Raw genomic sequence first — 22970 nt, forward strand, 5'->3', positions numbered from 1 at the left:
GATCTGGCTGGTCTCCGGCATGTCGTCGAAGGCCCCGGCGGCCTTGAGCTGCTCAATATGGGTCTTGGAGACCTTGGGGCAGGCCTCGGAGAACTCCTCGATGGACACAAACTCCTTTCCCACCCGCTGTTCAACAATGGATTGGGCCGCCGTCTCCCCCAGGCCCGGAATGGAGGTAAAGGGCGGAATGAGGGCGTTGTCCCCGTCCAGCACAAAGCGGACCGACTGGGAGCGGTAGAGATCCACGTTGCGGAAGGTCAGCCCCCGCAGGTAAAACTCGTAGACCACCTCCAGGGTGGTGTAGGTGTCCTCCTCCACAGCGGAGGCGGACTTGTCGTCCATCTTGGCCTTGATCTCCTTCATCTTGCTCTTCACCAGCTCCATGCCCTGACACATGATGGTGGCGTCAAAGGCCTTGGCCCGGATAGAGAAGAAGGCGGCGTAGAAGGCCAGGGGCCGGTGGACCTTGAACCAGGCGATGCGGAAGGCCATCATAACGTAGGCCACCGCGTGGGCCTTGGGGAACAGGTAGCCGATCTTGGCCAGGGAGTCGATGTACCAGTCGGGCACACCGTGGCTCTTCATGTCCTCCACCCAGCCGTCCTGGAAGCCTCCCTTCTTCACCTTGCCCTTTCGAACCGCCTCCATGATCTTGAAGGCCACCTTGGGCTCCATCCCCTGCTGCATGAGGTAGAGCATGATGTCGTCGCGGCAGCCCACCGTCTCCAGAACGGTGGCGGTGCCCGCCAGGATCAGGTCCCGGGCGTTGCCCGCCCACACGTCGGTGCCGTGGGAAAAGCCGGACAGCCGCACCAGAGTGTTGAAGTCCTCCGGCTGGGTGTCCATGAGCATGCCGCGGGTGAACCGGGTGTTGAACTCCGGGATGGCCACGGCCCCCGTTGGGCCCAGCACCGGATCGTCCACATATCCCAGCTTCTCCGAGGAAGTGAAGAGGCTCATGGTGTCGGCGTCGTCCAGGGAGATATCCGTCCGGGCATTGACCCCCGTCAGGTCCTCCAGCATCCGGATCATGGTGGGGTCATCGTGCCCCAGCATGTCCAGCTTGAGGAGGTTGGACTCCATGGAGTGATATTCGAAGTGGGTGGTGACGATGTCGGTGGAGGTGTCGTCCGCGGGGTGCTGCACCGGACAGAAGTCATAGATCTCCCGGTCCTGGGGAATGACCACCATGCCGCCGGGGTGCTGGCCGGTGGTGCGCTTGACCCCGGTGCAGCCCTTGGCCAGACGGTTCTCCTCCGCCCGGGTGACGTGCATCCCCCGCTTTTCCAGGTACTTCTTCACATAGCCGAAGGCGGTCTTTTCCGCCACCGTACCGATGGTGCCCGCCCGGAATACGTGGCTTTCCCCGAAGAGCTCAAAGGTGTAGCGGTGGGCCTTGGACTGGTATTCGCCGGAGAAGTTCAGGTCGATGTCGGGAACCTTGTCGCCGCCGAAGCCCAGGAAGGTCTCGAAGGGGATATTGAAGCCGTCCTTGACGTACTTCGTCCCGCACACCGGGCACACGGCGTCCGGCATGTCCGCCCCGCAGCCATAGTCCTTCCCGGCGTCAAAGTCGCTGTGGCGGCACTGGGGGCAGCGGTAGTGGGCGGGCAGGGAGTTGACCTCGGTGATGCCCGAGAGAAAGGCCACGATGGAGGAGCCCACCGAGCCCCGGGAACCCACCAGATAGCCGTGCTCCAGAGAGTTCTGAACCAGCTTCTGGGCCGACATGTAGATGACGTCGTACTTGCGCTTGATGATGCCGGGCAGCTCCAGGTCGATCCGGTCCTGGACAATCTGGGGCAGCTCCTCCCCGTAGAGCTCATGGGCCTTGTTGTAGACCAGGCTCTCCAGCTCCCCGGCCGAGTTCTCCAGCTTGGGGGCGAAGAGGCCCTGAGGCAGCGGGTCCATCCGCTCGCACCAGTCGGCCACCAGATTGGGATAGCGGATGACCACGTCGTAGCAGTCGTCCTTGCCCAGGTAGGCAAACTCTCTCAGCATTTCGTCGGTGGTCTTGAAGTAGATGGGCAGCGGCTCGTCGCAGTCCTCAAAGCCCTTGGAGTCCAGCAGGACGTGGCGGTAGACCTCGTCCTTGGGGTCCATGAAATGCACGTCGCCGGTGGCGCACACCGGCTTGTCCAGCTCCTTTCCCAGGGCCAGGATGGTGCGGTTGAACTCCCGGAGCTCCTCCTCCGAGCGGACCATCCCCCTGCGGAGCATAAAAAAGTTGTTGCACAGGGGCTGGATCTCCAAAAAGTCGTACCAGGAGGCGATGCGCTTGAGCTCCTCCCAGTCCTTCCGCTTGGAGACAGCCTCGTAAAGCTCCCCCGCCTGACAGGCGGAGCCGATGATCAGCCCCTCCCGGAACTTGTCGATCTCACTCTTGGGCATGATGGGATAGCGCTTGTAGTGTTTCAGATGGGCGTCGGAGATGAGGCGGTAGAGGTTCCGCAGCCCCTGCTGGTTCTTGGCCAGCACGATGAGGTGCTTGGGCTGCCGCCGGGCCTTGCCCTTGCCCCGGAGAGCGACCATGGCCGGGTTGATGGCCTGGAGGGTATGGACCCCCATGTCGTCCAGCATCTGAAAAAAGGGAATGAGCATATAGGCCACCGTGGCGGCATCGTCGCTGGCCCGGTGGTGGTTGAAGGCGGGCAGGTTGAGCCGCGCGGCCACGATGTCCAGCTTGTATTTCCCCAGATCGGGCAGCAGGTTCTGGGCCAGGATGAGAGAGTCCAGCGCGGTGTTGGGAAAGGGTCTCCCCATCCGGCGGCAGCCCTCGGCGATGAAGCCCATGTCGAACTCGGCGTTGTGGGCGGCCAGGGGCCGTCCTGCGGCAAAGGTCAGGAAGGCGTCGATGGCCTCGGCCTGCCCGGGGGCCCCCTCCAGCATCTTGTCGGTGATGCCGGTAAGCTCCACGATCTGGCGGGAGAGCTTCCGCCCGGGGCTGACGAAGGTGTTGAAGGCCTCGCACACCTGCCCGTCCCGGAGGACCACCGCGCCGATCTCGATGATGAGGTCGTCCCGCTTGCTCAGGCCGGTGGTCTCAATGTCGAAGCAGACGATCTCTCCGTGGAAGTCCTGCTCGGCTGGGCCGTGCACCACCACCCGGTCGTCCACGTCGTTGATGAAGTAGGCCTCCACGCCGTAGAGGACTTTGATCTTCTTGGCCGCGTGCCAGGCGTCCGGGAAGGACTGGGCCACCCCGTGGTCGGTGATGGCCACCGCCCGGTGCCCCCACTGCTCCGCACGCTTCACCGCCGCTCCGGTGGGGGTGAGGGCGTCCATGCTGGACATGGTGGTATGGAGATGGAGCTCCACCCGCTTTTCGGGCGCGGTGTCCTTCCGCTCCTCCCGCTCCCCTTCCATGACGGCATAGGGCTCCAGCACCATGTCGTTTGTAAAACGGTCCAGGTTGAGCCTGCCTTGGACGAGAATGTGCATCCCCTCGTGGATACTGTCCACCAGGGCCTTCCCCTCGTCCCCGGGGAAAAACTTGCTGATCCGTACCGAACCGGTATAGTCGGTGACGTCGAAGCTGACCACCCAGGCTTTCCGCCGGGTCAGCTCCTTGTTCTCCACTGAAAACACATCGCCCTTCACCACCACCGTGCCCATGTCCAGATTGAGCTCCGACATGGGGATCGGGTCTTTTTTGATCTCATGCTGGCCGAAGATGAGCCGGGCCTTCTTTCCCCCCTGCTTCTTCTCTCTGGGCCGGGCAATTTTCAGGGAACGGAGGGCCTGGCGGCGGATCTCCTCGGTGCGGCGGAAGGCCTCCATGGCGGGATCCTCCGCCGGTGGGGCAGGCGTTTCCGGTTCCGCCGGGGGTTCCGGGAGAGAAACCCCCGGCTCGGGGGGCGGCTCCGGCAGAGGATGCTCCTCCGGGGGCGCGGCCTCCGCCGTCAGCTCCAGTTCCACCCGCTCCGCCTGATAGGCCCGGACCAGAGCGGTCTCCACCTTCCGGCGAAGCTCCTCCGCCGGAAAAACAGGACAGAGGACCCGGGCCTGAATGGCCCGGCTCCTCTTGTCGATTTCCGCCCCTGTCACGCACCAGCCGGAGACCAGTCCGGCCACCTCCGGCTGGGCGTTCAATGCGGAAAATAAAGTTAAAAACGGTATCTTTTGCGTCATGAGCACTCACACATCCAAGGTCAAAGTTCTGCGATCAGGGCAAACAGCTCGTCCACCAGCCGCTCCTGGGGGACTTTTTTCACGATCTCTCCCTTTCGGAAGAGCAGCCCCTCCCCCACGCCGCCGGCGATCCCCACGTCGGCGGCGGCGGCCTCGCCGGGGCCGTTCACCGCGCAGCCCATCACCGCCACGGTGATGGGCTTGTCCACGCGCTTGAGCCGCTCCTCCACTTCCCCAACCAGGGCGATGAGATCCACCCGGGTCCGGCCGCAGGTGGGACAGGAGATGAGCTCCGGCCCCTCCCGCCGCACGCCGGCGGCCTTCAGGATCTCCCGGGCGGCACGGACCTCCTCCACTGGGTCGGCGGAGAGGGAGACCCGCATGGTGTCCCCGATGCCCAGAGCCAGCAGCCCGCCGATGCCCACCGCGGACTTCAGGGTACCCATGCGAAGGGTCCCCGTCTCAGTGACCCCAATATGTAAAGGATAATCACTTTTCGTACTTATCAGCTGATAGGCCCGCATAGTTACGGGCACGGAGGAGGATTTCAACGAGACGCAGATGTCCCGAAACCCGCAGTCCTCCAGCAGCTTGATATGTCCAAAGGCGCTCTCCACCAGGGCTTCCGGCGTCACGCCCCCGAATCTGGCCAGCAGGGGCTTCTCCAGAGAGCCCCCGTTGACGCCGATTCGGATTGGAAGTCTTTTCGCTTTACAGGCATCCGCCACAGCGGCCACCCGATCCGGTCCGCCGATGTTGCCGGGGTTGATCCGCACCGCGTCACAGCCCTGCCGGACGCACTCCAGCGCCAGTCTGTAATCGAAGTGGATGTCTACCACCAGCGGGATGGAGATGGCGGCACGGATGGCCCCCACCGCCTCGGCTGCCCTCTGATCGGGGACGGCCACCCGGATGATCTCGCATCCGGCCTCTTCCAGGCGCCTGATCTGGGCCACGGTGGCCTCCACGTTGTGGGTGGGGGTGTTGGTCATGGACTGGATGGTGACCGGAGCGCCGCCCCCCACCGCCACGCCGCCCACATGGATCTGTCGTGTCAAGTCCGTCACACTCCAAACTTTTTGAGAATATCGCTGACCGTCACCGCCGCCATCAGCAGCATGAGGCAGATGAATCCGACGGTGCTCACCGCGCTCTGGTACTTGGGATCCAGCTTCTTCCGGGTCAGGCCGGTATAGACGCCGTTCACCGCCATGAAAAGGATCTGCCCCCCGTCCAAGGCGGGGATGGGCAGCAGGTTCATCACCGAGAGGTTGATGGAAATAAAGGACACCAGACTCAGAATATTCACCAGCGCTCCCAAAAACGCGGAGGTGCCCGCCGCCTCGGCTGCCTCGGCCCCCTCGGCCCCCACCTGTCCCACCATGTCGATGATGCCCAGAGGGCCGGACATATCCCGCAGGCCCACAGACCCCGAGATCAGATCGCCCAGGCTGTACCATACCATACGGATGTAGTCCACCGACTGGAACCAGGCATTTTTCAGCTTGACGCCCAGAGTGGCCCGCTCAGTCTCGGAGAGGGTGATCCCCAGCATAAATTGGGACTCCCCGGTGGTCTCATTTGTATAGGGGGTCAGCTTCACATCCCGGTTGCGGTATCGAACCCCGTCCCGTTCCACCAGCAGATCCACACTGTCCCCCTTCACCCGACTGAGAAAGAAGGACACGTCCTGCTGGAGATAGACAGGGTGGCCGTCCACGGCCAGGATCCGATCTCCCGGCTGAAGTGCGGAGCCGTAGGCATAAGCGTCCTCCCGAACAGTTGAAATCACCGGCGTATAAAAGTCCGTTGCCTGAGAAAAGAGGCAGAGAATGATGACAAAGCCGGTGAGAAAATTCATAAACACCCCCGCCAGCAAAATGACCAGCCGCTGGGGCCAGGGCCGGTTGGGAAAGGCTCTGGGATCTCCGGACTCGCCCTCCTCCTCCCCCTCCATGGCGCAGAACCCGCCGATGGGAAAGAGGCGGAAGGAGTAGTCGGTCTCCCCCTTCTTCCTGTGGACGATCTGGGGGCCCATACCGATGGAGAATTCGTTCACCTTCACCCCGCACAGCTTGGCGGCGGCAAAGTGGCCGAACTCGTGCAGGGCTATGAGGATGCCGAACATGAGGATTGCAATCAGAATATAAAGTACCAAAGGTCGTACCTCCATACGCGGGGCGTCAGGGAACAGGGCCGCCGCAGAGTTACCCCCCCGCCGCTCTTCGGGCGGCGGCGTCGGCCGCCAGGATCTCGTCCAGGGTGGGACTCTGGACCGCGGGTACCGCATCCATAGCCCGCGCCACCCGCCGGACGATCTCCCCAAAGCCGATCTTCCCCGCCAAAAAGTCCCCCACAGCCGCCTCGTTGGCGCCGCTGAGGATGGCGGTGGCGGTACCTCCTGTCCGGGCGGCTGCCTTGGCCAGCGCCAGGCAGGGGAAATTTTCTTCGTTGGGGGGTGCGAACGTAAGGGGCGGGCAGTTCAGCAGGTCCAGGGGCGCGGCGGGGCCGCAGGTCCGCTCCGGCCAGGTGAGCGCGTACTGGATGGGCAGGCGCATGTCCGCCGAACCCAGCTGCGCGAGGATGGCATTATCACAGTATTCCACCAAAGAGTGAATGATACTCTCCCGGTGGATCACCACCGAAATTTTTTCCAGCGGCATCTCGTAAAGGCGCATGGCCTCAATGACCTCCAGGCCCTTGTTCATCATGGTGGCCGAGTCCACGGTGATCTTGGCTCCCATGGACCAGTTGGGATGCCGGAGGGCCTGTTCCACCGTCACCCCCTCCAGCTCCTCCAGCTTTTTCCCGAAAAAGGGGCCGCCGGAAGCGGTGAGGATGAGCCTCCGGATCTCTCCCCGGTCCCGACAGCCTTGAAGGCATTGGAAGATGGCGGAGTGTTCCGAGTCCACGGGCACCACCTCCCCGCCGCAGCGGCGGGCCGTCTCCATCACCAGCTCCCCGGCGCACACCAGGGTCTCCTTGTTGGCCAGCGCCACCCGCCGCCCCAGTTCCAGGGCCGCCAGCGTGGGGCGAAGCCCCACCATGCCCATCACGGCGGTGAGCACCACGTCGGTGCCGTCCAGAGCGGCGGCCTCCAAAAGTCCCTCCATCCCTCCGGCCACCCGAATACCGGTATCAGCCAGCCGGAGCTTCAGTTCCCCGGCGGCCGCCGGGTCCATGCACACCGCCAGCCGGGGGCGGAATTTTCGGCACTGCGCCTCCAGCAGCTCCACACTGCGGTTGGCAGTAAGGGCCGTGACGGTGAGGCCAAGGGTCTCCGCCACCTCCAGGGACTGCCGCCCAATAGAGCCGGTGGAGCCCAGCAACGCGATCGTTTTCATCTCTTATTTCACCACCGGAAGAAGATGGATGAGCAGTTCAATGAGGGGCGCGCAGAAGATCACGCTGTCGAACCGGTCGAGGATCCCGCCGTGTCCGGGCAAGATGTTGCCGAAGTCCTTGATGCCGTATTCCCGCTTGATGTAGGAAAAAGACAGATCCCCCAGCTGGGACAGCACGCTCCCCAGAACACCGTAAACGATGAGGACGGAGAATCGGAGCCCTTCCAGGTGAAACAGTCCCCGGGCTACCAGGCCGTAAATCATCATACCCAATACTGCGCCTGCCAGGCCGCCGACGGCACCCTCCACTGTCTTTTTGGGAGAGAGATCCGGGGCCAGCTTGTGCCGGCCGAAGAGCATTCCGGCAAACAGGGCGCAGGCGTCGCTCATAAAAGCCGCCACAAAGGGCAGCAGGACATAAAACTCCCACCCCGCCATGTGGCGGATCCGCAGGAACGAGGACAAAAAGAAAGGAATGACTACGGAAAGGAAGAAGGTTCCCCCCATTTTTTCCAGCCCCACCTGCTTGCGGCTCCCGATGGCCTCACAGAAGAGGAGCACCACGTAGAGAAACAGTCCGCACAGCGCCGGCAGGGGCCGCCCATCGTAATAGACCCAGAACGGGATCACCGCCGCCAGCAGAATAGAATAGGCGGCGATCCGGGAGTGTTTCAGAAAATTGGTGGCGCACAGCGCCTCATAGACGGCGATCCCGGAGAGGATCGCCACGGCGATCGAGAGTGCGATAGGGGGCGCCGCATAGAGCACCAAAAAAATGACGGGAACAAAAACCACAGCTACCAGTATCCGCTTGAGCAAGTCAAATCCCTCCAAATCGGCGTGAGCGGCTCTGATAGACCGCCAGAGCACGGCGCAGTTCCTCTTTGCTGAAGTCGGGCCAGTTCACATCAGTGAAGTAAAATTCGGCGTAAGCCGACTGCCACAGCAGGAAGTTGGAGATCCGCACTTCCCCGCCGGGCCGGATGACCAGGTCGGGATCGGGCACCCCGGCAGACCAGAGGTACCCGGAAAATTGCCCGTCTGTGAGGCTCTCCGGTGCGTCTTTCCCGGCGGCGCAGTCGGCGGCGAATGCGCGGGCCGCCCGCAGGAGCTCATCCCGCCCGCCATAGTTGAGGCAGATGTTTACCTGGCAGCCGTCAAACTTGGCCGAGGAGCGCTCCGTCTCCTCGCAGAGTGTCCGCAGTTCCGGAGTCAGGGGGGTGAGATCTCCGAAAAAGCAGAAGCGGACCTTCTCCTTCTCCATGTCGGAGATGGCCTCCATAAGATATTTTTTCAGCAGCTTCATAATGGCGGAGACCTCCTCCGCCGGCCGCTTCCAGTTCTCCGTGGAGAAGGCGTAGACGGTCAGATAGGAGATGCCGATCTCCCGGCAGTAGGTGGCAATCGTGCGGAAGGTCTCCGCCCCTGCGGCATGGCCTGCCGTCCGAGGCAGGCCGCGGCTCTTGGCCCAGCGGCCGTTTCCGTCCATGATGATGGCCACATGGCGGGGCAGGTGGCTGAAATCCACCTTCGTCTCTTCTTTTTTCCCAAACAGGGGCATTCCCGGAACCTCCCGTTGTGACAGCAACGGATTTCCCGCCGGGCTTTACCGGTGGGAAATCCGTCCTTGTCTTTGTGTTGGCTTTGACAGCGTTACACCGCCATGAGTTCTTTGTCCTTCTTGGCGGAGAGATCATCCAGGTGCTTGCAGTACTTGTCGGTCATGTCCTGCAGCTCCTTTTCGCAGTCCTTGCGGTCATCCTCGGTCATGTCGCCCTTCTTCTCGGCGGCCTTGAGCTTTTCCATGGCGTCCCGGCGGATGTTGCGCACGGCGATCTTGCCGTTCTCAGCGTACTTCTTCACCTGTTTGGTCAATTCCTTGCGGCGCTCCTCGGTGAGCTGCGGAAAAAGAAGGCGGATGACCTTGCCGTCGTTTTGTGGGTTGATGCCCAGGTCGGAAACCTGGATGGCCTTTTCAATGGCCTTCAGCAGGGAGCTGTCCCAGGGCTGGATCATCAGGCTGCGGGGATCGGGGGAAGAGATGGCGGCCACCTGGTTGATGGGGGTGGGCGTACCATAGTAGTCCACGGTGATCTTGTCCAGAACGGCAGCGTTGGCGCGGCCTGCCCGCACAGAGGCAAAGTCGCTCATCACCACTTCGATGGTCTTTTGCATCTTGATGTCAAAGTCCTTGTTAAATTCCTGCATCTTACTTTACCTCCTTAATGACCGTACCGATCCTCTCGCCCATGACCACCCGGTAGATGTTCTTCGGATCTTTGAGGGCAAAGAGGACCACGGGGATCTTGTTGTCCATGGACAGGGATGTGGCGGTGGAGTCCATCACCTCCAGATGCTGGGCCAGGATCTCATCATAGGTAATGGAGTCGTACTTCACCGCGGTGGCGTCTTTCCTGGGATCGGCAGAATAGATGCCGTCGATGTTCTTGGCCAGAAGGATCACATCGGCATCGATCTCGGCGGCCCGGAGCACCGCGGCGGTATCGGTAGAGAAGAACGGGTTGCCGGTGCCGCAGCCGAAGATGACCACTCTCCCCTTCTCCAGATGCCGGATGGCCCGGGAGCGGATATAGGGCTCCGCGATGGCCCGCATCTCAATGGCGGTCTGGACCCGGACCTCGACCCCGTGCTGCTCCAGCACGTCCGCCACGGCCAGACAGTTGAGCGTGGTGGCCAGCATCCCCATGTGGTCGGCGCGGGTGCGCTCCATCTTGTCGCCGCCGTCCTTGACGCCGCGCCAGAAATTACCACCACCCACAACGATGCCCACCTGGACGCCCTCCTCGGTGCACTTCTGAATGACCTTGCACACCTCTCCGATCACATCAAAATCCAGGCCCCGCCCGGCATCGCCGGCCAGAGCCTCGCCGCTGATCTTCAATAGTACCCGCTTATATTTTGGGTTTGACATGATGACACCCCTTCAGTGGATATAATATTACAAGTTCTATTTTAATATAGTTTTCTATTTTTGCATAGGGGGGAAGGCGAAGTTTTTACAAAATGTTCGCACCCCGGAAACAACCGGAATTGACTTTTTTAGGCGACAGTTGTAGAATTAATCCGTAAATATGGGAAAGAAAGGACGCGGAACTATGTCTATCAAAATCACCACCGACAGCACCGCAGATTTGACACCGGAGCTGTTGGAGCGTTACCAGATCGAAGTCCTTCCGCTGACCATCAACCTGGGAGACAAGGGTTATCGGGACGGGCTGGAGATCTCCCGGGACGATATCTTCCGCCATGTGGACGCCGGAGGAGACCTGCCCAAGACTTCGGCGGTCAGCGTAGCTGAGTTCCACGACTGCTTCACCCGCCTCTCTCCTCTGCACGAGGCGGTCATCAATGTGGACATCGGGTCCAAGATGTCCGCCTGCTATCAAAACGCCTGCATCGCCGCAGAGGAGTTCGACAACGTATACGTCATTGACAGCGGCTCCCTTTCCGCCGGACAGGGTCTGGTGGCCGTCGCCGGGGCGATTGCCGCAGCTTCGGGCATGGAGCCAAGGGCCGTGGTGGAGTACATGAAAGACTACGCCGCCCGGGTGGAGACCACCTTCACCGTGGATCGTCTGGATTACCTCTGCAAGGGCGGGCGCTGCTCCGCCGTGGCGGCCATGGGAGCCAACCTGCTGCGGCTCAAGCCCTGCATCGAGGCAAGGGACGGAGCCCTGGCAGTGGGAAAAAAGTACCGCGGCTCCTTCACCAAAGCCTTGTGCGACTACGCCCGGGACCGCATCGCCGGCCGGGACGACCTGGATCTCACCATGTGCTGTGTGGCCCATCCGGACGCGCCCCGGGAGGCAGTAGAGACGGTCATGGACGAGATCCGCAGTCTGGCCCCCTTCCAGGAGGTGGTGGAGGTGCGCTGCGGCAGCACCGTGTCCAGCCACTGCGGACCCGCCACAGTGGGCATCATGTTCGCCCACAAATAACGGCAGTTGACGAAAGCGCCCGACGGAATTGTTTCCGTCTGGCGCTTTTCTTCGCTTTGCCGTCAGGGGCAGGCAGGCTCGGAGCCGCCCTCCGCGCCCAGCGGATCGATCACATTGCGGATGATGTGGCGGGTAAACAGGACGCAAAGCGTCACCGAGAAGAGCTCGGAGATGGGGAAGGCAAGCCAAACCAGCTCCACCCGGCCGCTGAAGGAGAGCAGGAAGGCCACGGGGAGCAGCACCACAAGCTGCCGGATGATGGAGACCACCATGCTCAGCACGCCGTGTCCCAGCGCCTGGAAGGTGGAGCTGGAGACGATGCCGAACCCGGCGAAGGTGAAGCTGGTGCAGATGATACGCAGCGCGGGCACACCGATGGCGAGCATCTCGTCGGAAGCCTCGAAGAGCCCCAGAAGCTGGGCCGGGAAAATTTCGGCTGCCGCCAGGCCCGCCAGCATGATGCACACGGCGGTGATGGCGGAGAGCTTCATGGTCTTGAGAATGCGCTCCCGGTTCCGGGCGCCGTAGTTGTAGGCAATGATGGGCACCATGCCGTTGTTGAGACCGAACACGGGCATAAAGATGAAGCTCTGGAGCTTGAAGTAGACGCTGAACACCGCCGTGGCCGCGTCGGTGAATCCGATGAGGATCTTGTTCATCCCAAAGACCATCACCGAGCCGATGGAGTTCATCACCATGGTTGGGATACCTACGGCGTAGATCCGGCGGATCACGCGGCTTCTGGGCTTGAGATAGTGGAAGGAAAAGGTCAGATCACGATTGAACCTGAGGTTCATGATCACCGACATCACCGCACCGATGATCTGGCCGATGACCGTGGCGGCGGCGGCGCCCGCTACCCCCATCTCCGGGAAGGGCCCCAGGCCGAAGATCAGCACCGGGTCCATTACGATGTTGATGACGGCCCCCACGCCCTGGGTGGCCATGGTGAGGGCTGTCTTACCGGTGGACTGGAGCAGGCGATCGAACATGACGCCCATAAACATGCCCACCGAGCAGCCGCAGCAGATGGTGAGATAAGAGGTCCCCTGCTCTACGATGCCAGGAATGTCGGTCTGGAGCAGAAAGAAGGGCCGGGCCGCTGCCACCCCCGCCGTCATGAAAATGAGGCAACTGATGACGCTGAGGAAGATCCCGTTTCCGGCGGCCTCGTTGGCCGTCTCGAACTCCTTCTCTCCCAGGCTTCGGGACAGCAGCGCATTGACGCCCACGCCAGTGCCCACGCCCACTGCGATCATCAGATTCTGCACCGGAAAGGACATCCCCACCGCGTTGAGGGCATCCTGACTGATCTTAGCCACAAAATAGCTGTCCACCACGTTGTACAATGCCTGCACCAGCATGGCCAGCATCATGGGCACAGACATGTTCCGCAGCAGCTTTCCCACCGGCATGACGCCCATCTTGTTCTCTCTGATCCGTTCCGACACAGTTGACCTCCTTGTCTCGCCGAAACACACAATTACGGCGTAAAAGGGGCCGCAACCAACGTTGCGGCCCGCAATGATTTTATTTATTATACAGGAAAAGCCATTTTCTGTCAAGCCCCACCCTCAGCTGTCCTTATTCGCGGTGTGGAACTGCTTCAAATTGCCGATCTTTTGGCTCCGCCGCTCCAACTCATCCTCCACGGCGGACAGGGAAATGTTCTGATCCGCCATCATCACCAGCAGGTGGTAAATAAGATCGGAGATCTCCCCCACCGTCTCGCTCTCCACGCCGTTTTTGGCGGCGATGATGGTCTCAGCACTCTCTTCCCCCACCTTTTTCAGGATCTTATCCAGTCCCTTTTCAAAGAGATAGCAGGTATAAGAGCCCTCCTGAGGACTGTTTTTCCGTTCAAGAATGACATTGTAGAGCGTTTGAAATGTATTATCCATGGTCGTTTTCCTCCCAAACGGTATTGAAAAAACAGGAGGGCGCTCCGGTATGGCAGGCGGGGCCCTCGGGGATGCAGAAATAGAGCAGAGTATCGGTATCACAGTCGGTGACGATCTTCTTCACATGGAGGAAATGCCCGGAGCTCTCCCCCTTGTTCCAGAGCTTCTTCCGGCTCCGGGACCAGAACCAGGCGGTCCTGGTCACCAGCGTCCGTTCCGCCGCCTCCCGGTTGGTGAAGCCCAACATCAGGACTTCCCTGGTATGGGCATGCTGGATAATGACGGGAATGAGCTCCGACTTTTGAAACAGGCAGTCCAGATCAAGCATATTCTCTCCTCCTCACCGCACAGGGATACCGCGCCGGACCAGATCCCGCTTGACCTGGGGCACCGTCAGCTCCCCGAAGTGGAACAGAGACGCCGCCAGGGCGGCGTCGCAGCCGGTCTCCTCAAATACCTGCGCAAAGTGTTCCAGCGCGCCGCAGCCGCCGGAGGCGATCACCGGGATGGTCACTGCATCGGTCACCGCCCGGGTGAGCGCCAGGTCGAACCCGGCCTTGGTCCCGTCCGCATCCATGGAGGTGAGGAGGATCTCTCCCGCCCCCAGGCGCTGTCCCTCCCTGGCCCACGCCACCGCGTCCAGCCCGGTGGGCGTCCGGCCCCCGGCGGTGACCACCTCCCAGATGCCGTCCCCCCGCGCCCTGGCGTCGATGGCCAGCACCACGCACTGGCTGCCGAAGCGCTCCGCCGCCCGGGAAATCAGAGTTGGATCCTTCACCGCGGCGGAGTTGACCGAGATTTTGTCCGCCCCTGCCCGGAGCAGCTGCTGAAAATCCTCCATCGTCCGGATCCCTCCCCCCACCGTGAGGGGCACAAAAACCTGGGCGGCCGCGCGCTCCACCACGCCGGCCACTGTGGCCCGGTCGTCGCTGGTGGCGGTGATGTCCAGAAAGACGATCTCGTCCGCCCCCTGGTCGGAGTAGTACTTTGCCAACGCCACAGGATCTCCCGCATCTCTGATATTGATAAAGTTAATTCCCTTTACAACCCTTCCGTCCCGGACATCCAGGCAGGGAATAATGCGTTTTGCCAGCATGGAGCCACCCTCCATCAATTCTGCGGCCCGGCCGCCGCCAGCGCGGCGTCCAGATCCAGCGTCCCGGCGTAACAGGCCTTCCCGATGATCGCCCCGTAGAGCCCCAGCGCCCGGAGTTTTTTTACGTCCTCCAGGGTGGTCACGCCTCCCGAGGCCACGATCCTACAGGACACCGCCCCCGCCAGCCGCTCCAGCTGAGAGAAGCTGGGGCCGGACAACATCCCATCCATTGCAATGTCTGTATAGATGATATACTTTACCCCAACTTCTTCCATTTCCCGGGCAAACTCCACCCCATCCCGGCCGGAGTCCTCCTCCCAGCCTGCAGTGCGTACCCGCCCGTCCAGGCAGTCGATCCCAACGGCGATGCGCGCCCCGTAGCGCTCCACCGCCCGGGCAGCAAACCCCGGGTCGTTCACCGCGGCGGAACCGATGACCATGCGGGAAACTCCCATGGCATCGGCGGCCTCCAGGTCGGCCATGGAGCGCATCCCGCCTCCCAGTTCCACCTTCAGGCCGGATCGGGCGGCCACGCCAGCCGCCAGAGCGGCATTTTTGCGCGTACCGTCCCGGGCGCCGTCCAGATCCACCATGTGGACCCACTCCACGCCCGCGGCGGCAAAGCCCGCGACGGTATCCTCCGGGCTGTCCGCCACCTGATGGACGGTGTCAAAGGAACCCTTTCGCAGCCGGACACACCGGCCGTCTTTTAAGTCGATCGCAGGCAGCAGGATCATCGGCTCAACTCCCCGAAGTTTTTTAAGATTTGGAGCCCGGCCTCCCCGCTTTTCTCCGGGTGGAACTGGCAGCCATAGACGTTGCCACGGTGTACCGCGGCCACCACCGAAGCGCCGTAGTCGGTGCGGGCGGCCACGTCCTCCTCCCGGGCGGCCTTTCCGCAAAAGGAGTGGACGAAATAGACATAGGTCCCATCCTCCAGACCCCGGAAGATGGGACAGTCGTTGGAAAAAGTCAGGCTGTTCCACCCGATGTGTGGCAGCTTACGGCTCGTCTCGATCCGCTCCACCGTTCCGGGGATCAGCCCCAGTCCCACGCAGGGCCGCACTTCCTGCCCCGTCTCAAACAGGAGCTGCATCCCCAGGCAGATTCCCAAGACCGGCTTTTTCAATATCTGTAAAGCAATTTTACTATCCAGATTATTCTTTCTCAGCCGCTCTGCGGCATCGGGAAAAGCTCCCACACCTGGCAAAATAACGGCCTCCGCCCGCTCCAACTCTCCGGCGTCGCCGGTGATGGCGGTATCAAAACCCAGCCAGGACATGGCGTTGGCCACACTCTTTAAATTTCCCACGCCGTAGTCCACGATGGCGGTATAACCCATTTCGGTCTCCCCTTTCCGTTACAGAAGTCCCTTAGCGGAGGCCACACCGTCCCCTTCCACCGCAGCGGCCACCTTGAGGGCCAGACCCAGGGACTTGAAGAGGGCCTCTGTGATGTGGTGTGCGTTTTTTCCATAGAGACAGCTCATATGTAAAGTAATTCCGCTATTCACCGCAAATGCCCTCATGAACTCCTCTGTCAGACAGGAATGATAGGCTCCCACGGCAGATTGTGGCATCTCAGCCTCATAGACCAGGAAAGGCCGGTTGGAAATGTCCAGCACCGTGCGGCAGAGGGCCTCATCCATGGGAACAAAGGCCGTGCCGAACCGGGCAATCCCCCGCTTGTCCCCCAGCGCCTCCCGCAGGGCCTGCCCCAGGCAGATTCCCACATCCTCCACAGTGTGGTGGCCGTCCACATTAAGGTCTCCGACGGCCTTCAGTTCCAAACCGAATCCGGAATAGAAGGCAAAAGCGGTGAGCATGTGGTCAAAAAAGCCGATCCCGGTGTCCACCCGGGTCTCTCCTCCGTCCAGACAGAGGGTCAGGGAAATTTGCGTCTCTTTTGTTTCCCGGGAAATTCTGGAAGTCCTCATACCCGCTCCTCCTTCTGCGCCGCGCTGCTCATTCAAATCGGACCCGGATGGAATTGGCGTGGGCGGTGAGCTTCTCGCTTTCCGCCAGAGCAATGATTTCGTCCTTCACCGGCTCCAGGGCCGCCCGGTCATATTGAATGACACTCATGGTCTTTAAAAAACTCACTGCCGACAGGGGTGAAAAGAACCGGGCGGTCCCAGAAGTGGGCAGCACGTGGTTGGGGCCCGCCAGATAATCGCCCAGCGGCTCGGGTGACCAGCTGCCCAGAAATACTGCCCCGGCGTTTTTGATCCGAGGCAACAGCTCCCTCGGATTTTTTGTCACAAGTTCCAGGTGCTCGGGGGCGATCTCATTGACAAGTGTTATTGCTTGCTCTATGTTGTTGCAGGCCACGGCGCAGCCGAAGTCCCGGATAGACGCCTCCATGATCTCGGAGCGCTCCAGATATCCGGTCTGCCGGATGATCTCCCCATCCACCGCCCGGGCCAGGTCTGCGCTGGTGGTAAGCAGCACCGCCGAAGCCAGCTTGTCGTGCTCGGCCTGGCTCAGGAGGTCGGCCGCCACAAACTTGGGATCGGCCGTCTCGTCCGCCACCACCAGCACTTCGGAAGGCCCCGCCACCATATCGATGTCCACGCATCCATAGACCTGCCGCTTGGCCGAGGCCACGTAGGCGTTGCCTGGGCCCACCAGCTTGTCCACCCGTGGAATGAACCCGGCCCCGTAGGCCAGCGCCGCCACCGCCTGAGCCCCGCCCACGGCGATGACCCTGTCCACCCCGGCGATCCGGGCGGCGGCCAAAACCGCCGCATTCAGATTTTCCGTGGGGGGCGTGACCATAACGACCTCCCGGACCCCGGCCACCTTGGCGGGGACGGCATTCATGAGGACGGAGGAAGGATAGGCCGCCGTCCCACCCGGGACGTAAATGCCAACCCGGTCCAGCCCTCTCACCACCCGGCCCACCAAGCCGCTGTCCAGAGAGGGCCAGGTCTCGCTCACCGAGAGCAGCCGCCGGTTATAGTCCCGGATATTGGCCGCCGCATGCTCCAGCGCCGCGATCAGCGGCTGCGGGCAGGCGGCATAGGCCGCCTCCAGTTCCTCTGAGCCGATTTCCCGGGGTTCGGCCCGGTCAAAGCGTATGGAGTACTCCTTTACAGCCGAAAAGCCATTTTCCTTTACATCTTTTAAGATGGCGGAGACTGCGGCGTCGATGGCGGTATTGGCGCTGGCTGCTCTGGCCCGCATGGCCCCGATCACCTTCCGCTCCTCTGTCCCGTTGGCCAAAACAATATTCAGCATGGCGTTTCCCGCTCCAGTCCGGACTGGCACTTGGCGATCAAGTCCAAAATTTCTTGTTTCTTCAGCTTCATGGCCGCTGTGTTGACGATCAGCCGGGCGGACACGTCGGCCACATCCTCGATGGGCACCAGTCCGTTCTCCCGCAGGGTCGCCCCGGTCTCCACGATGTCCACGATGGCGTCGGCCAGACCCAGGATGGGGGCCAGCTCCACCGAGCCCTCGATCTTGATGATCTCCACATCCATGCCCTTCTCCGCAAAGAAGCGCTTGGCCACGTTGGGGTACTTGGTGGCCACCCGGCGGGTGCGGTAGGTGCCGTAAAAGTCCGTCCCCTCCTTCACCGCCAGGGCGAACCGGCACTTCCCAAAGCCCAGATCCAGCACCTCGTAAAAGGGGCTGCCGCTCTGCTCCAGGATGGTGTCCTTTCCCACCACGCCCAGGTCGCAGACCCCGTGCTCCACATAGGTGATAACGTCGGGGGCCTTGGCCAGCACCGCATCCAGGGGATAGTCGGGCAAAGGGTGCACCAGCCGTCTCCCAGGGTGCCGCACCGGCTCACAGTCCAGTCCTGCCCGCTCCAGCAGCTCCACCGTCTGATCCTGAAGCCGCCCTTTGGTGAGCGCCAGACGCAGCCTGCCGGTTCCATCCTGTATAGTAGAACCGCTTGTCACTAAATCCACATCAACGGCAAACCCCACCGCGGGGGCTGGGCGGCCAAAGGCCCCCAGCAGGTTGTCGTATCGCCCTCCGGAGAGGACAGGTGCGCCTACCTCCTGGGCATAGCCACGAAACACCAGGCCGGTGTAGTAATCGATCTGGTGCACCAGACCCAGGTCAAAGCGGACGAATTCCCCGTCCCCTGCCGCCGCCAGAGCCGCTGAGAGCTCCCGGAGATATTGCAGCTCCGGCTGGGAGCCGATCAGGGCCTCTGCCTCGTCCAGCACCTCTGTCCCTCCAAAGAGACGTGAGAGCCGGGACAAAAGGGCATAGGCCGGTTTTTCCCGATGAGGCCGCAGGAAGTCGTCCAGCGCCGCGAAATGCTTCCCCTCGATGAGGGCGCGCATCTCTTCCACCTGGGGCTCACTCATCCCCATCTGGTCGGCCAAAACCCGGAAGAGACCGGCATGGCCCAACTCGATATGAAAGCCCTGGGGACACACTGTTTTCAGCGCCTCCACCGCCAGGGTGACCGCCTCCACATCCGCCTCCAGTCCTCCTGCGCCCAGCAGCTCGATGCCGCACTGGGGGATCTCGCTGCTGCCCCCCCGGTGGGCGGCCCCCGAGCGGAACACCGTCTCATTGTAATAGAGCCTCTGGGGCAGCGGCACCGTTTTCAGCTTGGTGGCCGCCACCCGGGCAATGGGGGTGGTGCAGTCCGGCCGCATGACCATCAGCTTCCCGGAGCGATCCACGATCTTCAGCATGTACTCCTGAGGAATGGGGTTGCCCGACTGGAGAAACAGGTCGTAGTACTCCACCTCCGGCGTCCGGATCTCCTCATAGCCCCTGCCCCGAAAAAGTTCCGTCAGTTTATTCTGCGCGGCGCAGAAATCCTGGCACTCCGAAAACAGGCGGTCCCTCGTCCCCTCCGGCGTCGCGATCACACTCATACCGCCAATCCCCCTCACTTTTACACTTTACCACGCTAATATACTACACTATCAGTCTTCTGTCAAGAGAAAACCGAAAAACAGCCGGCCGTCGGACGGAGAGGACAAAAAAATCCCTGCGGCAGAGGTACCTGCCACAGGGAAACATGGTTACGGTGCACCCCCCGCTAAGCGGTGATGTTCCGGATTTCGGATGCAAAGCGTCTGATCTCCAGCGGCGTGTTGAAGTCGGAGAAGCTGGCCCGGACCGTCCCCTTTTCCAGGGTCCCGGCACTCCGATGGGCATAGGGGGCGCAGTGGAGCCCTGCCCGCACCGCGATCCCCTTCTCTCCCAGGGCCTCACCCACAGTCTCACAGTCCTTCCCCTCCACAGAAAAAGAGAGCACGCCCGCCTGCCGCTCCGGCCGGGGAGAGTCATAGACCTTTACTCCGGGCAAAGCGGAGAGTTCGGAGGCCGCCTGGATCATCAGATCCCGCTCCCGGCGGAGAATGGCATCCTCTCCCCGCTGAGAAACATACCGGATCCCGGCCAGAAGCCCGGCGATCCCGGGAACGTTGTGAGTCCCGGCCTCCAAACGGTCAGGCAGAAAGTCCGGCATCTCCTGACGGGCAGAGAGGCTCCCCGTCCCGCCCTCCAGGAGCGTTTTGATCGGAGTTCCATCTCCGCAGAGCAGCAGCCCGGTCCCCTGGGGGCCGTACAGCCCCTTGTGCCCCGGCATGGCGATAAAAGCGCAGCCCAGTTCCGCCAGGTGGACGGGCAGACAGCCCGCGGACTGGGAGGCATCCAGAAGGAAGGGCACGCCCCTCTTCCGGCACAGCTCCGCCACCTCGCCCACCGGCAGAATATAGCCAAACACATTGGAGACGTGGGTACAGACAACGCACGCCGTCTCCGGGGTGATCAGCCGGTCGAACTCCGCCATCAGCGCCTCCGGCTGAAACAGCGGAGCCCTGGCCACCTGGATGTTGCAACCCAACACCGTCAGCGGACGGGTGACCGCGTTGTGCTCATAGCCCGAGACCACCACCGTGTCCCCCGGCCGCACCAGAGATTTGATGGCCAGGTTGAGGGCATGGGTGGCGTTCATGGTAAAGATGACATTTTCCGGATCCGACACATGAAACAGCTCCGCCGCCGCCTGTCGGCAGGCAAAGGCGGTGTCTGCCGACAGCATGGCCGGCTTGTGTCCTCCCCGGCCGAGGCTGGCACAGTGTTTGAGTGCGGAGACCATTGCCCGGGCTACGGCGGGCGGTTTTTGCAGCGTGGTGGCTGCACTGTCCAGATAAATCATCAAAGCAGCACCTCCTTATAGCTTCCGTCGCTGGCCATAATGAACACCCGCTTGGGCGACAGACCCGCTTTGGCCAGGACTAGCAGCGCAGGAGCCAGATTCCGCTCCGAGACCTTGACCGAGTGGCTGCAGCCCTCGCTGTCGATCACCTTTGGGGACCGCAGGATATGAGCCGTGATTCCGGCGCGTTCCAGCGCGGTCTGCGTCCGCTGGGCATAGGTCAGGGAGCGGCAGACAATAAGATAATAGACCATTCAATGACCATTCCTTTCCAGGTCGTGGGAAAAAGAGGAGCGCCGGCGCTCCTCCCTGCCCTGAGAGAAATGGCCTCTCACCAAAAGAGGCAAAAACGCTCCTCTCAGCGCATTCTATGCGCGAGAGGAGCGTTTTGGAACGTCCCGCTTCTTACCGGTCGTCTGCCTCAAGGATCAGCGCCATCGCATGGGCCGCCATCCCTTCACCGCTGCCGGTGAATCCCAGCTTTTCCTCGGTGGTGGCCTTTACGCTGATCCGATCCGGGGCGACCCCCAGCCGTACAGCCAGGTTTTCCCGCATCCTATCCAGATAGGGCGCCAGCTTGGGCCGCTGAGCCAGGACGGTGGCGTCCACATTTCCCACTCGGAAACCCCGAGCCCTCAGCTGCCGCATCACTTCCTCCAGCAGCTTCAGACTGTCCGCACCGGCAAAGGCCGGGTCACTGTCCGGGAAAAAGTGTCCGATGTCTCCCAGGGCACAGGCCCCCAGCAGAGCGTCCATCACCGCGTGGGTGAGCACGTCGGCGTCAGAGTGGCCCAGCAGGCCTTTTTCAAAGGGGATCTCCACCCCGCCCAGGAGCAGCTTCCGCCCCTCGGTCAGGCGGTGGACATCATAACCGTGTCCGATCCTCACAGCGCTCCCCTCCTCTCCAAAATGGACTCGGCTACCGCCAGATCCTCCGGGGTGGTCAGCTTGATATTCTCATAGGAGCCGGCCGTCAACCGCACCGACATTCCAAGCCGCTCCACGGCAGAGCAGTCGTCGGTGAGCTCCGCCCCCTCGGCCAGTGCCTTCTCCAGCGCACCCAGAAGGAGCCCGTGCTCAAACACCTGGGGGGTCTGCACCGCGTAGAGCTCCGACCGGTCGGGCGTACTTTCCACCACACCGTTCACCGCCCGCTTGATGGTGTCCTTCACAGGGACGGCCGGGGCCGCCGCGCCGTACTGTTCCGCCGTTTTCAGCACCTTCTCCAGAAGATCCCGGGTAATCAGGGGACGGGCCGCATCGTGAACGGCGATGAGCTCCGCCGCAGGATCTGCCTCCCGGACGCCTGCCAGTACCGACTCTGTCCGGCTCTCTCCTCCCACCACCACTTTATGTACCTTGACAAGACCCGCGTCCCTGCACAGCTGGCCCACAGGGACGATCAGATCCTCCCGGGTAACCACCACGATTTCAGTGATCCCGGCACACTGCTCCAACGCCCACAGCGTACGGAGCAGGACAGGTACATCCCCCAGGGGGAGCATCAGCTTATCTTCGCCCATCCGGGTGGAACGGCCTGCCGCCGGTACCACAGCCGTACACCGCGTAACGGGCGGGCCGGCTCTTCGAAAGACTTTTTGCAGAAGTCCCACAATTTTCTCCTCTTTTCCGTCCGATTTTGGATAAAAAAGGAACCGAAAAACACCTCCTGCCTGAGAAACACCGGCAGGGGCGTCCGCAGTCTGCCCGCAGGCGAACGCGGTCTTGCCTCAATGCGTTTCTGAAACAGAGGGCTTGACGGTTCCTCTCTTATTTGAAATCCGTTCGCTGCCGCACCAGCCGGACAGCCCCGGACCATTCTATTGGGCCATCGCCCGGTTTATGCGCCGCTCCACCTCTTCATAGCTGGCGCTTTCGGACAGCACGATCTCGGAGATCAGGATCTGCTTGGCCGAATGGAGCATCTTGCGCTCCCCGGTAGACAGGCCCTTTACTCCGTCCCGCAGAATCAAGCTTTTGACCACTCGGGCGACCTCGAGCAGATTTCCGCTCTTGAGCCGCACCATATTTTCCCGGTAACGCCGGTTCCAGTTCGGGTCTGCATCCACCTGAATGGAGGGGATCGCGTCAATGACCCGGTCGGCCTGATCCGGATCCATCACCGGGCGCACACCGATCTCCTGCGAATTCTCCGTGGGGATCATCACCAGCATACCGCCCACGGGCAGTTTCAGGATATAATAATCCCGCACTACCCCGTTGACTTTCTTGGTCACAATGCTGTCGATGATACCCGCACCGTGCATGGGATGGACAATTTTATCCCCTACCTGAAACATGTTACGCCTCCCGACGCCCCCGTTTCCAATTCTTACAAGATTGATTATACCCTCTCCATCAATTTCATGCAAGCAAAACTGAAACTTTTTCTCGAAAA

At 61.8% G+C, this 22970-nt stretch carries 23 protein-coding genes; 1 reads left to right on the top strand and 22 read right to left on the bottom strand.

Annotated features, from left to right (window positions below; translation table 11 throughout):
- The 8 genes from ACQRD3_RS05880 to pyrH all read right to left on the bottom strand — a co-directional run.
- Nucleotides 1–4092 (bottom strand): PolC-type DNA polymerase III (locus tag ACQRD3_RS05880; RefSeq protein ID WP_427780380.1); only part of this gene is annotated, 4092 nt, incomplete at its 3' end.
- A gap of 59 nt (nucleotides 4093–4151) precedes the next feature.
- Nucleotides 4152–5189, bottom strand: a complete 1038-nt coding sequence (gene ispG, locus ACQRD3_RS05885; RefSeq protein ID WP_427780382.1) for a flavodoxin-dependent (E)-4-hydroxy-3-methylbut-2-enyl-diphosphate synthase — start codon at nucleotides 5187–5189, stop codon at nucleotides 4152–4154.
- A gap of 5 nt (nucleotides 5190–5194) precedes the next feature.
- Nucleotides 5195–6289, bottom strand: coding sequence for a M50 family metallopeptidase (locus ACQRD3_RS05890; RefSeq protein WP_427780384.1), 1095 nt, complete (start codon nucleotides 6287–6289; stop codon nucleotides 5195–5197).
- 49 nt (nucleotides 6290–6338) lie between these two features.
- Nucleotides 6339–7475 (bottom strand): 1-deoxy-D-xylulose-5-phosphate reductoisomerase, encoded by a 1137-nt coding sequence (locus ACQRD3_RS05895; protein ID WP_427780386.1) that lies wholly within the window; start codon nucleotides 7473–7475, stop codon nucleotides 6339–6341.
- Between the two features lie 3 nt (nucleotides 7476–7478).
- The gene (locus ACQRD3_RS05900; protein WP_080908421.1) at nucleotides 7479–8294 is read right to left on the bottom strand and encodes a phosphatidate cytidylyltransferase; all 816 of its coding nucleotides are present in this window, start codon (nucleotides 8292–8294) and stop codon (nucleotides 7479–7481) included.
- Nucleotide 8295: 1 nt separating this feature from the next.
- Entirely contained in the window at nucleotides 8296–9036 is a 741-nt protein-coding gene (locus ACQRD3_RS05905) for an isoprenyl transferase (RefSeq protein ID WP_427780388.1), read from the bottom strand.
- Between the two features lie 92 nt (nucleotides 9037–9128).
- Nucleotides 9129–9683 (bottom strand): ribosome recycling factor, encoded by a 555-nt coding sequence (gene frr / locus ACQRD3_RS05910; protein WP_080908423.1) that lies wholly within the window; start codon nucleotides 9681–9683, stop codon nucleotides 9129–9131.
- A gap of 1 nt (nucleotide 9684) precedes the next feature.
- Nucleotides 9685–10407, bottom strand: a complete 723-nt coding sequence (gene pyrH / locus ACQRD3_RS05915; protein WP_080908424.1) for a UMP kinase — start codon at nucleotides 10405–10407, stop codon at nucleotides 9685–9687.
- A gap of 184 nt (nucleotides 10408–10591) precedes the next feature.
- Here pyrH and ACQRD3_RS05920 point away from each other — a divergent pair, with 184 nt between their 5' ends.
- Complete coding sequence (locus ACQRD3_RS05920) at nucleotides 10592–11434, top strand: DegV family protein (protein WP_080908425.1); 843 nt, start codon at nucleotides 10592–10594, stop codon at nucleotides 11432–11434.
- A 62-nt stretch (nucleotides 11435–11496) separates the two neighbouring features.
- Here ACQRD3_RS05920 and ACQRD3_RS05925 read toward each other — a convergent pair whose 3' ends face one another.
- The 14 genes from ACQRD3_RS05925 to ACQRD3_RS05990 all read right to left on the bottom strand — a co-directional run bounded on the left by ACQRD3_RS05925 (nucleotide 11497) and on the right by ACQRD3_RS05990 (nucleotide 22872).
- A complete protein-coding gene (locus ACQRD3_RS05925) occupies nucleotides 11497–12885 on the bottom strand; it encodes an MATE family efflux transporter (RefSeq protein WP_080908426.1) in 1389 nt (462 codons plus the stop codon).
- Between the two features lie 123 nt (nucleotides 12886–13008).
- Nucleotides 13009–13335 carry a phosphoribosyl-ATP diphosphatase gene (gene hisE / locus ACQRD3_RS05930; RefSeq protein ID WP_427780390.1) on the bottom strand — a complete coding sequence of 109 codons (327 nt, stop codon included), beginning with the start codon at nucleotides 13333–13335 and terminating at the stop codon, nucleotides 13009–13011.
- Nucleotides 13328–13663: a phosphoribosyl-AMP cyclohydrolase gene (hisI, locus tag ACQRD3_RS05935; RefSeq protein WP_080908428.1), complete on the bottom strand. Its 336-nt coding sequence runs from the start codon at nucleotides 13661–13663 to the stop codon at nucleotides 13328–13330. The genes hisE and hisI overlap by 8 nt, the downstream gene beginning before the upstream one ends.
- A gap of 12 nt (nucleotides 13664–13675) precedes the next feature.
- A complete protein-coding gene (hisF, locus tag ACQRD3_RS05940) occupies nucleotides 13676–14431 on the bottom strand; it encodes an imidazole glycerol phosphate synthase subunit HisF (protein WP_427780392.1) in 756 nt (251 codons plus the stop codon).
- Between the two features lie 14 nt (nucleotides 14432–14445).
- Entirely contained in the window at nucleotides 14446–15168 is a 723-nt protein-coding gene (gene hisA, locus ACQRD3_RS05945; protein ID WP_427780394.1) for a 1-(5-phosphoribosyl)-5-[(5-phosphoribosylamino)methylideneamino]imidazole-4-carboxamide isomerase, read from the bottom strand.
- Complete coding sequence (gene hisH, locus ACQRD3_RS05950) at nucleotides 15165–15773, bottom strand: imidazole glycerol phosphate synthase subunit HisH (protein ID WP_427780396.1); 609 nt, start codon at nucleotides 15771–15773, stop codon at nucleotides 15165–15167. Before hisH ends, hisA begins: the two co-directional genes overlap by 4 nt.
- Before the next feature lie 18 nt (nucleotides 15774–15791).
- Nucleotides 15792–16367 (bottom strand): imidazoleglycerol-phosphate dehydratase HisB, encoded by a 576-nt coding sequence (hisB, locus tag ACQRD3_RS05955; protein WP_080908432.1) that lies wholly within the window; start codon nucleotides 16365–16367, stop codon nucleotides 15792–15794.
- Between the two features lie 28 nt (nucleotides 16368–16395).
- A complete protein-coding gene (gene hisD, locus ACQRD3_RS05960) occupies nucleotides 16396–17670 on the bottom strand; it encodes a histidinol dehydrogenase (RefSeq protein ID WP_427780398.1) in 1275 nt (424 codons plus the stop codon).
- Nucleotides 17664–19280 (bottom strand): ATP phosphoribosyltransferase regulatory subunit, encoded by a 1617-nt coding sequence (gene hisZ, locus ACQRD3_RS05965; protein ID WP_427780400.1) that lies wholly within the window; start codon nucleotides 19278–19280, stop codon nucleotides 17664–17666. The genes hisD and hisZ overlap by 7 nt, the downstream gene beginning before the upstream one ends.
- Nucleotides 19281–19447: 167 nt before the next feature.
- Nucleotides 19448–20572 (bottom strand): aminotransferase class V-fold PLP-dependent enzyme, encoded by a 1125-nt coding sequence (locus ACQRD3_RS05970; RefSeq protein ID WP_080908435.1) that lies wholly within the window; start codon nucleotides 20570–20572, stop codon nucleotides 19448–19450.
- On the bottom strand, nucleotides 20572–20826 hold the full coding sequence (locus ACQRD3_RS05975) for a DUF3343 domain-containing protein (RefSeq protein WP_080908436.1): 255 nt from the start codon (nucleotides 20824–20826) through the stop codon (nucleotides 20572–20574). Before ACQRD3_RS05975 ends, ACQRD3_RS05970 begins: the two co-directional genes overlap by 1 nt.
- A 151-nt stretch (nucleotides 20827–20977) precedes the next feature.
- A complete protein-coding gene (ispF, locus tag ACQRD3_RS05980; protein ID WP_080908437.1) occupies nucleotides 20978–21460 on the bottom strand; it encodes a 2-C-methyl-D-erythritol 2,4-cyclodiphosphate synthase in 483 nt (160 codons plus the stop codon).
- Nucleotides 21457–22095, bottom strand: a complete 639-nt coding sequence (gene ispD, locus ACQRD3_RS05985; RefSeq protein ID WP_427780402.1) for a 2-C-methyl-D-erythritol 4-phosphate cytidylyltransferase — start codon at nucleotides 22093–22095, stop codon at nucleotides 21457–21459. Before ispD ends, ispF begins: the two co-directional genes overlap by 4 nt.
- Before the next feature lie 297 nt (nucleotides 22096–22392).
- A complete protein-coding gene (locus tag ACQRD3_RS05990; RefSeq protein WP_080908439.1) occupies nucleotides 22393–22872 on the bottom strand; it encodes a CarD family transcriptional regulator in 480 nt (159 codons plus the stop codon).
- Nucleotides 22873–22970 lie beyond the last annotated feature (98 nt).

Source organism: Candidatus Pseudoscillospira sp. SGI.172 (assembly GCF_050313575.1).
Lineage (GTDB): Bacteria > Bacillota > Clostridia > Oscillospirales > Oscillospiraceae > Vermiculatibacterium.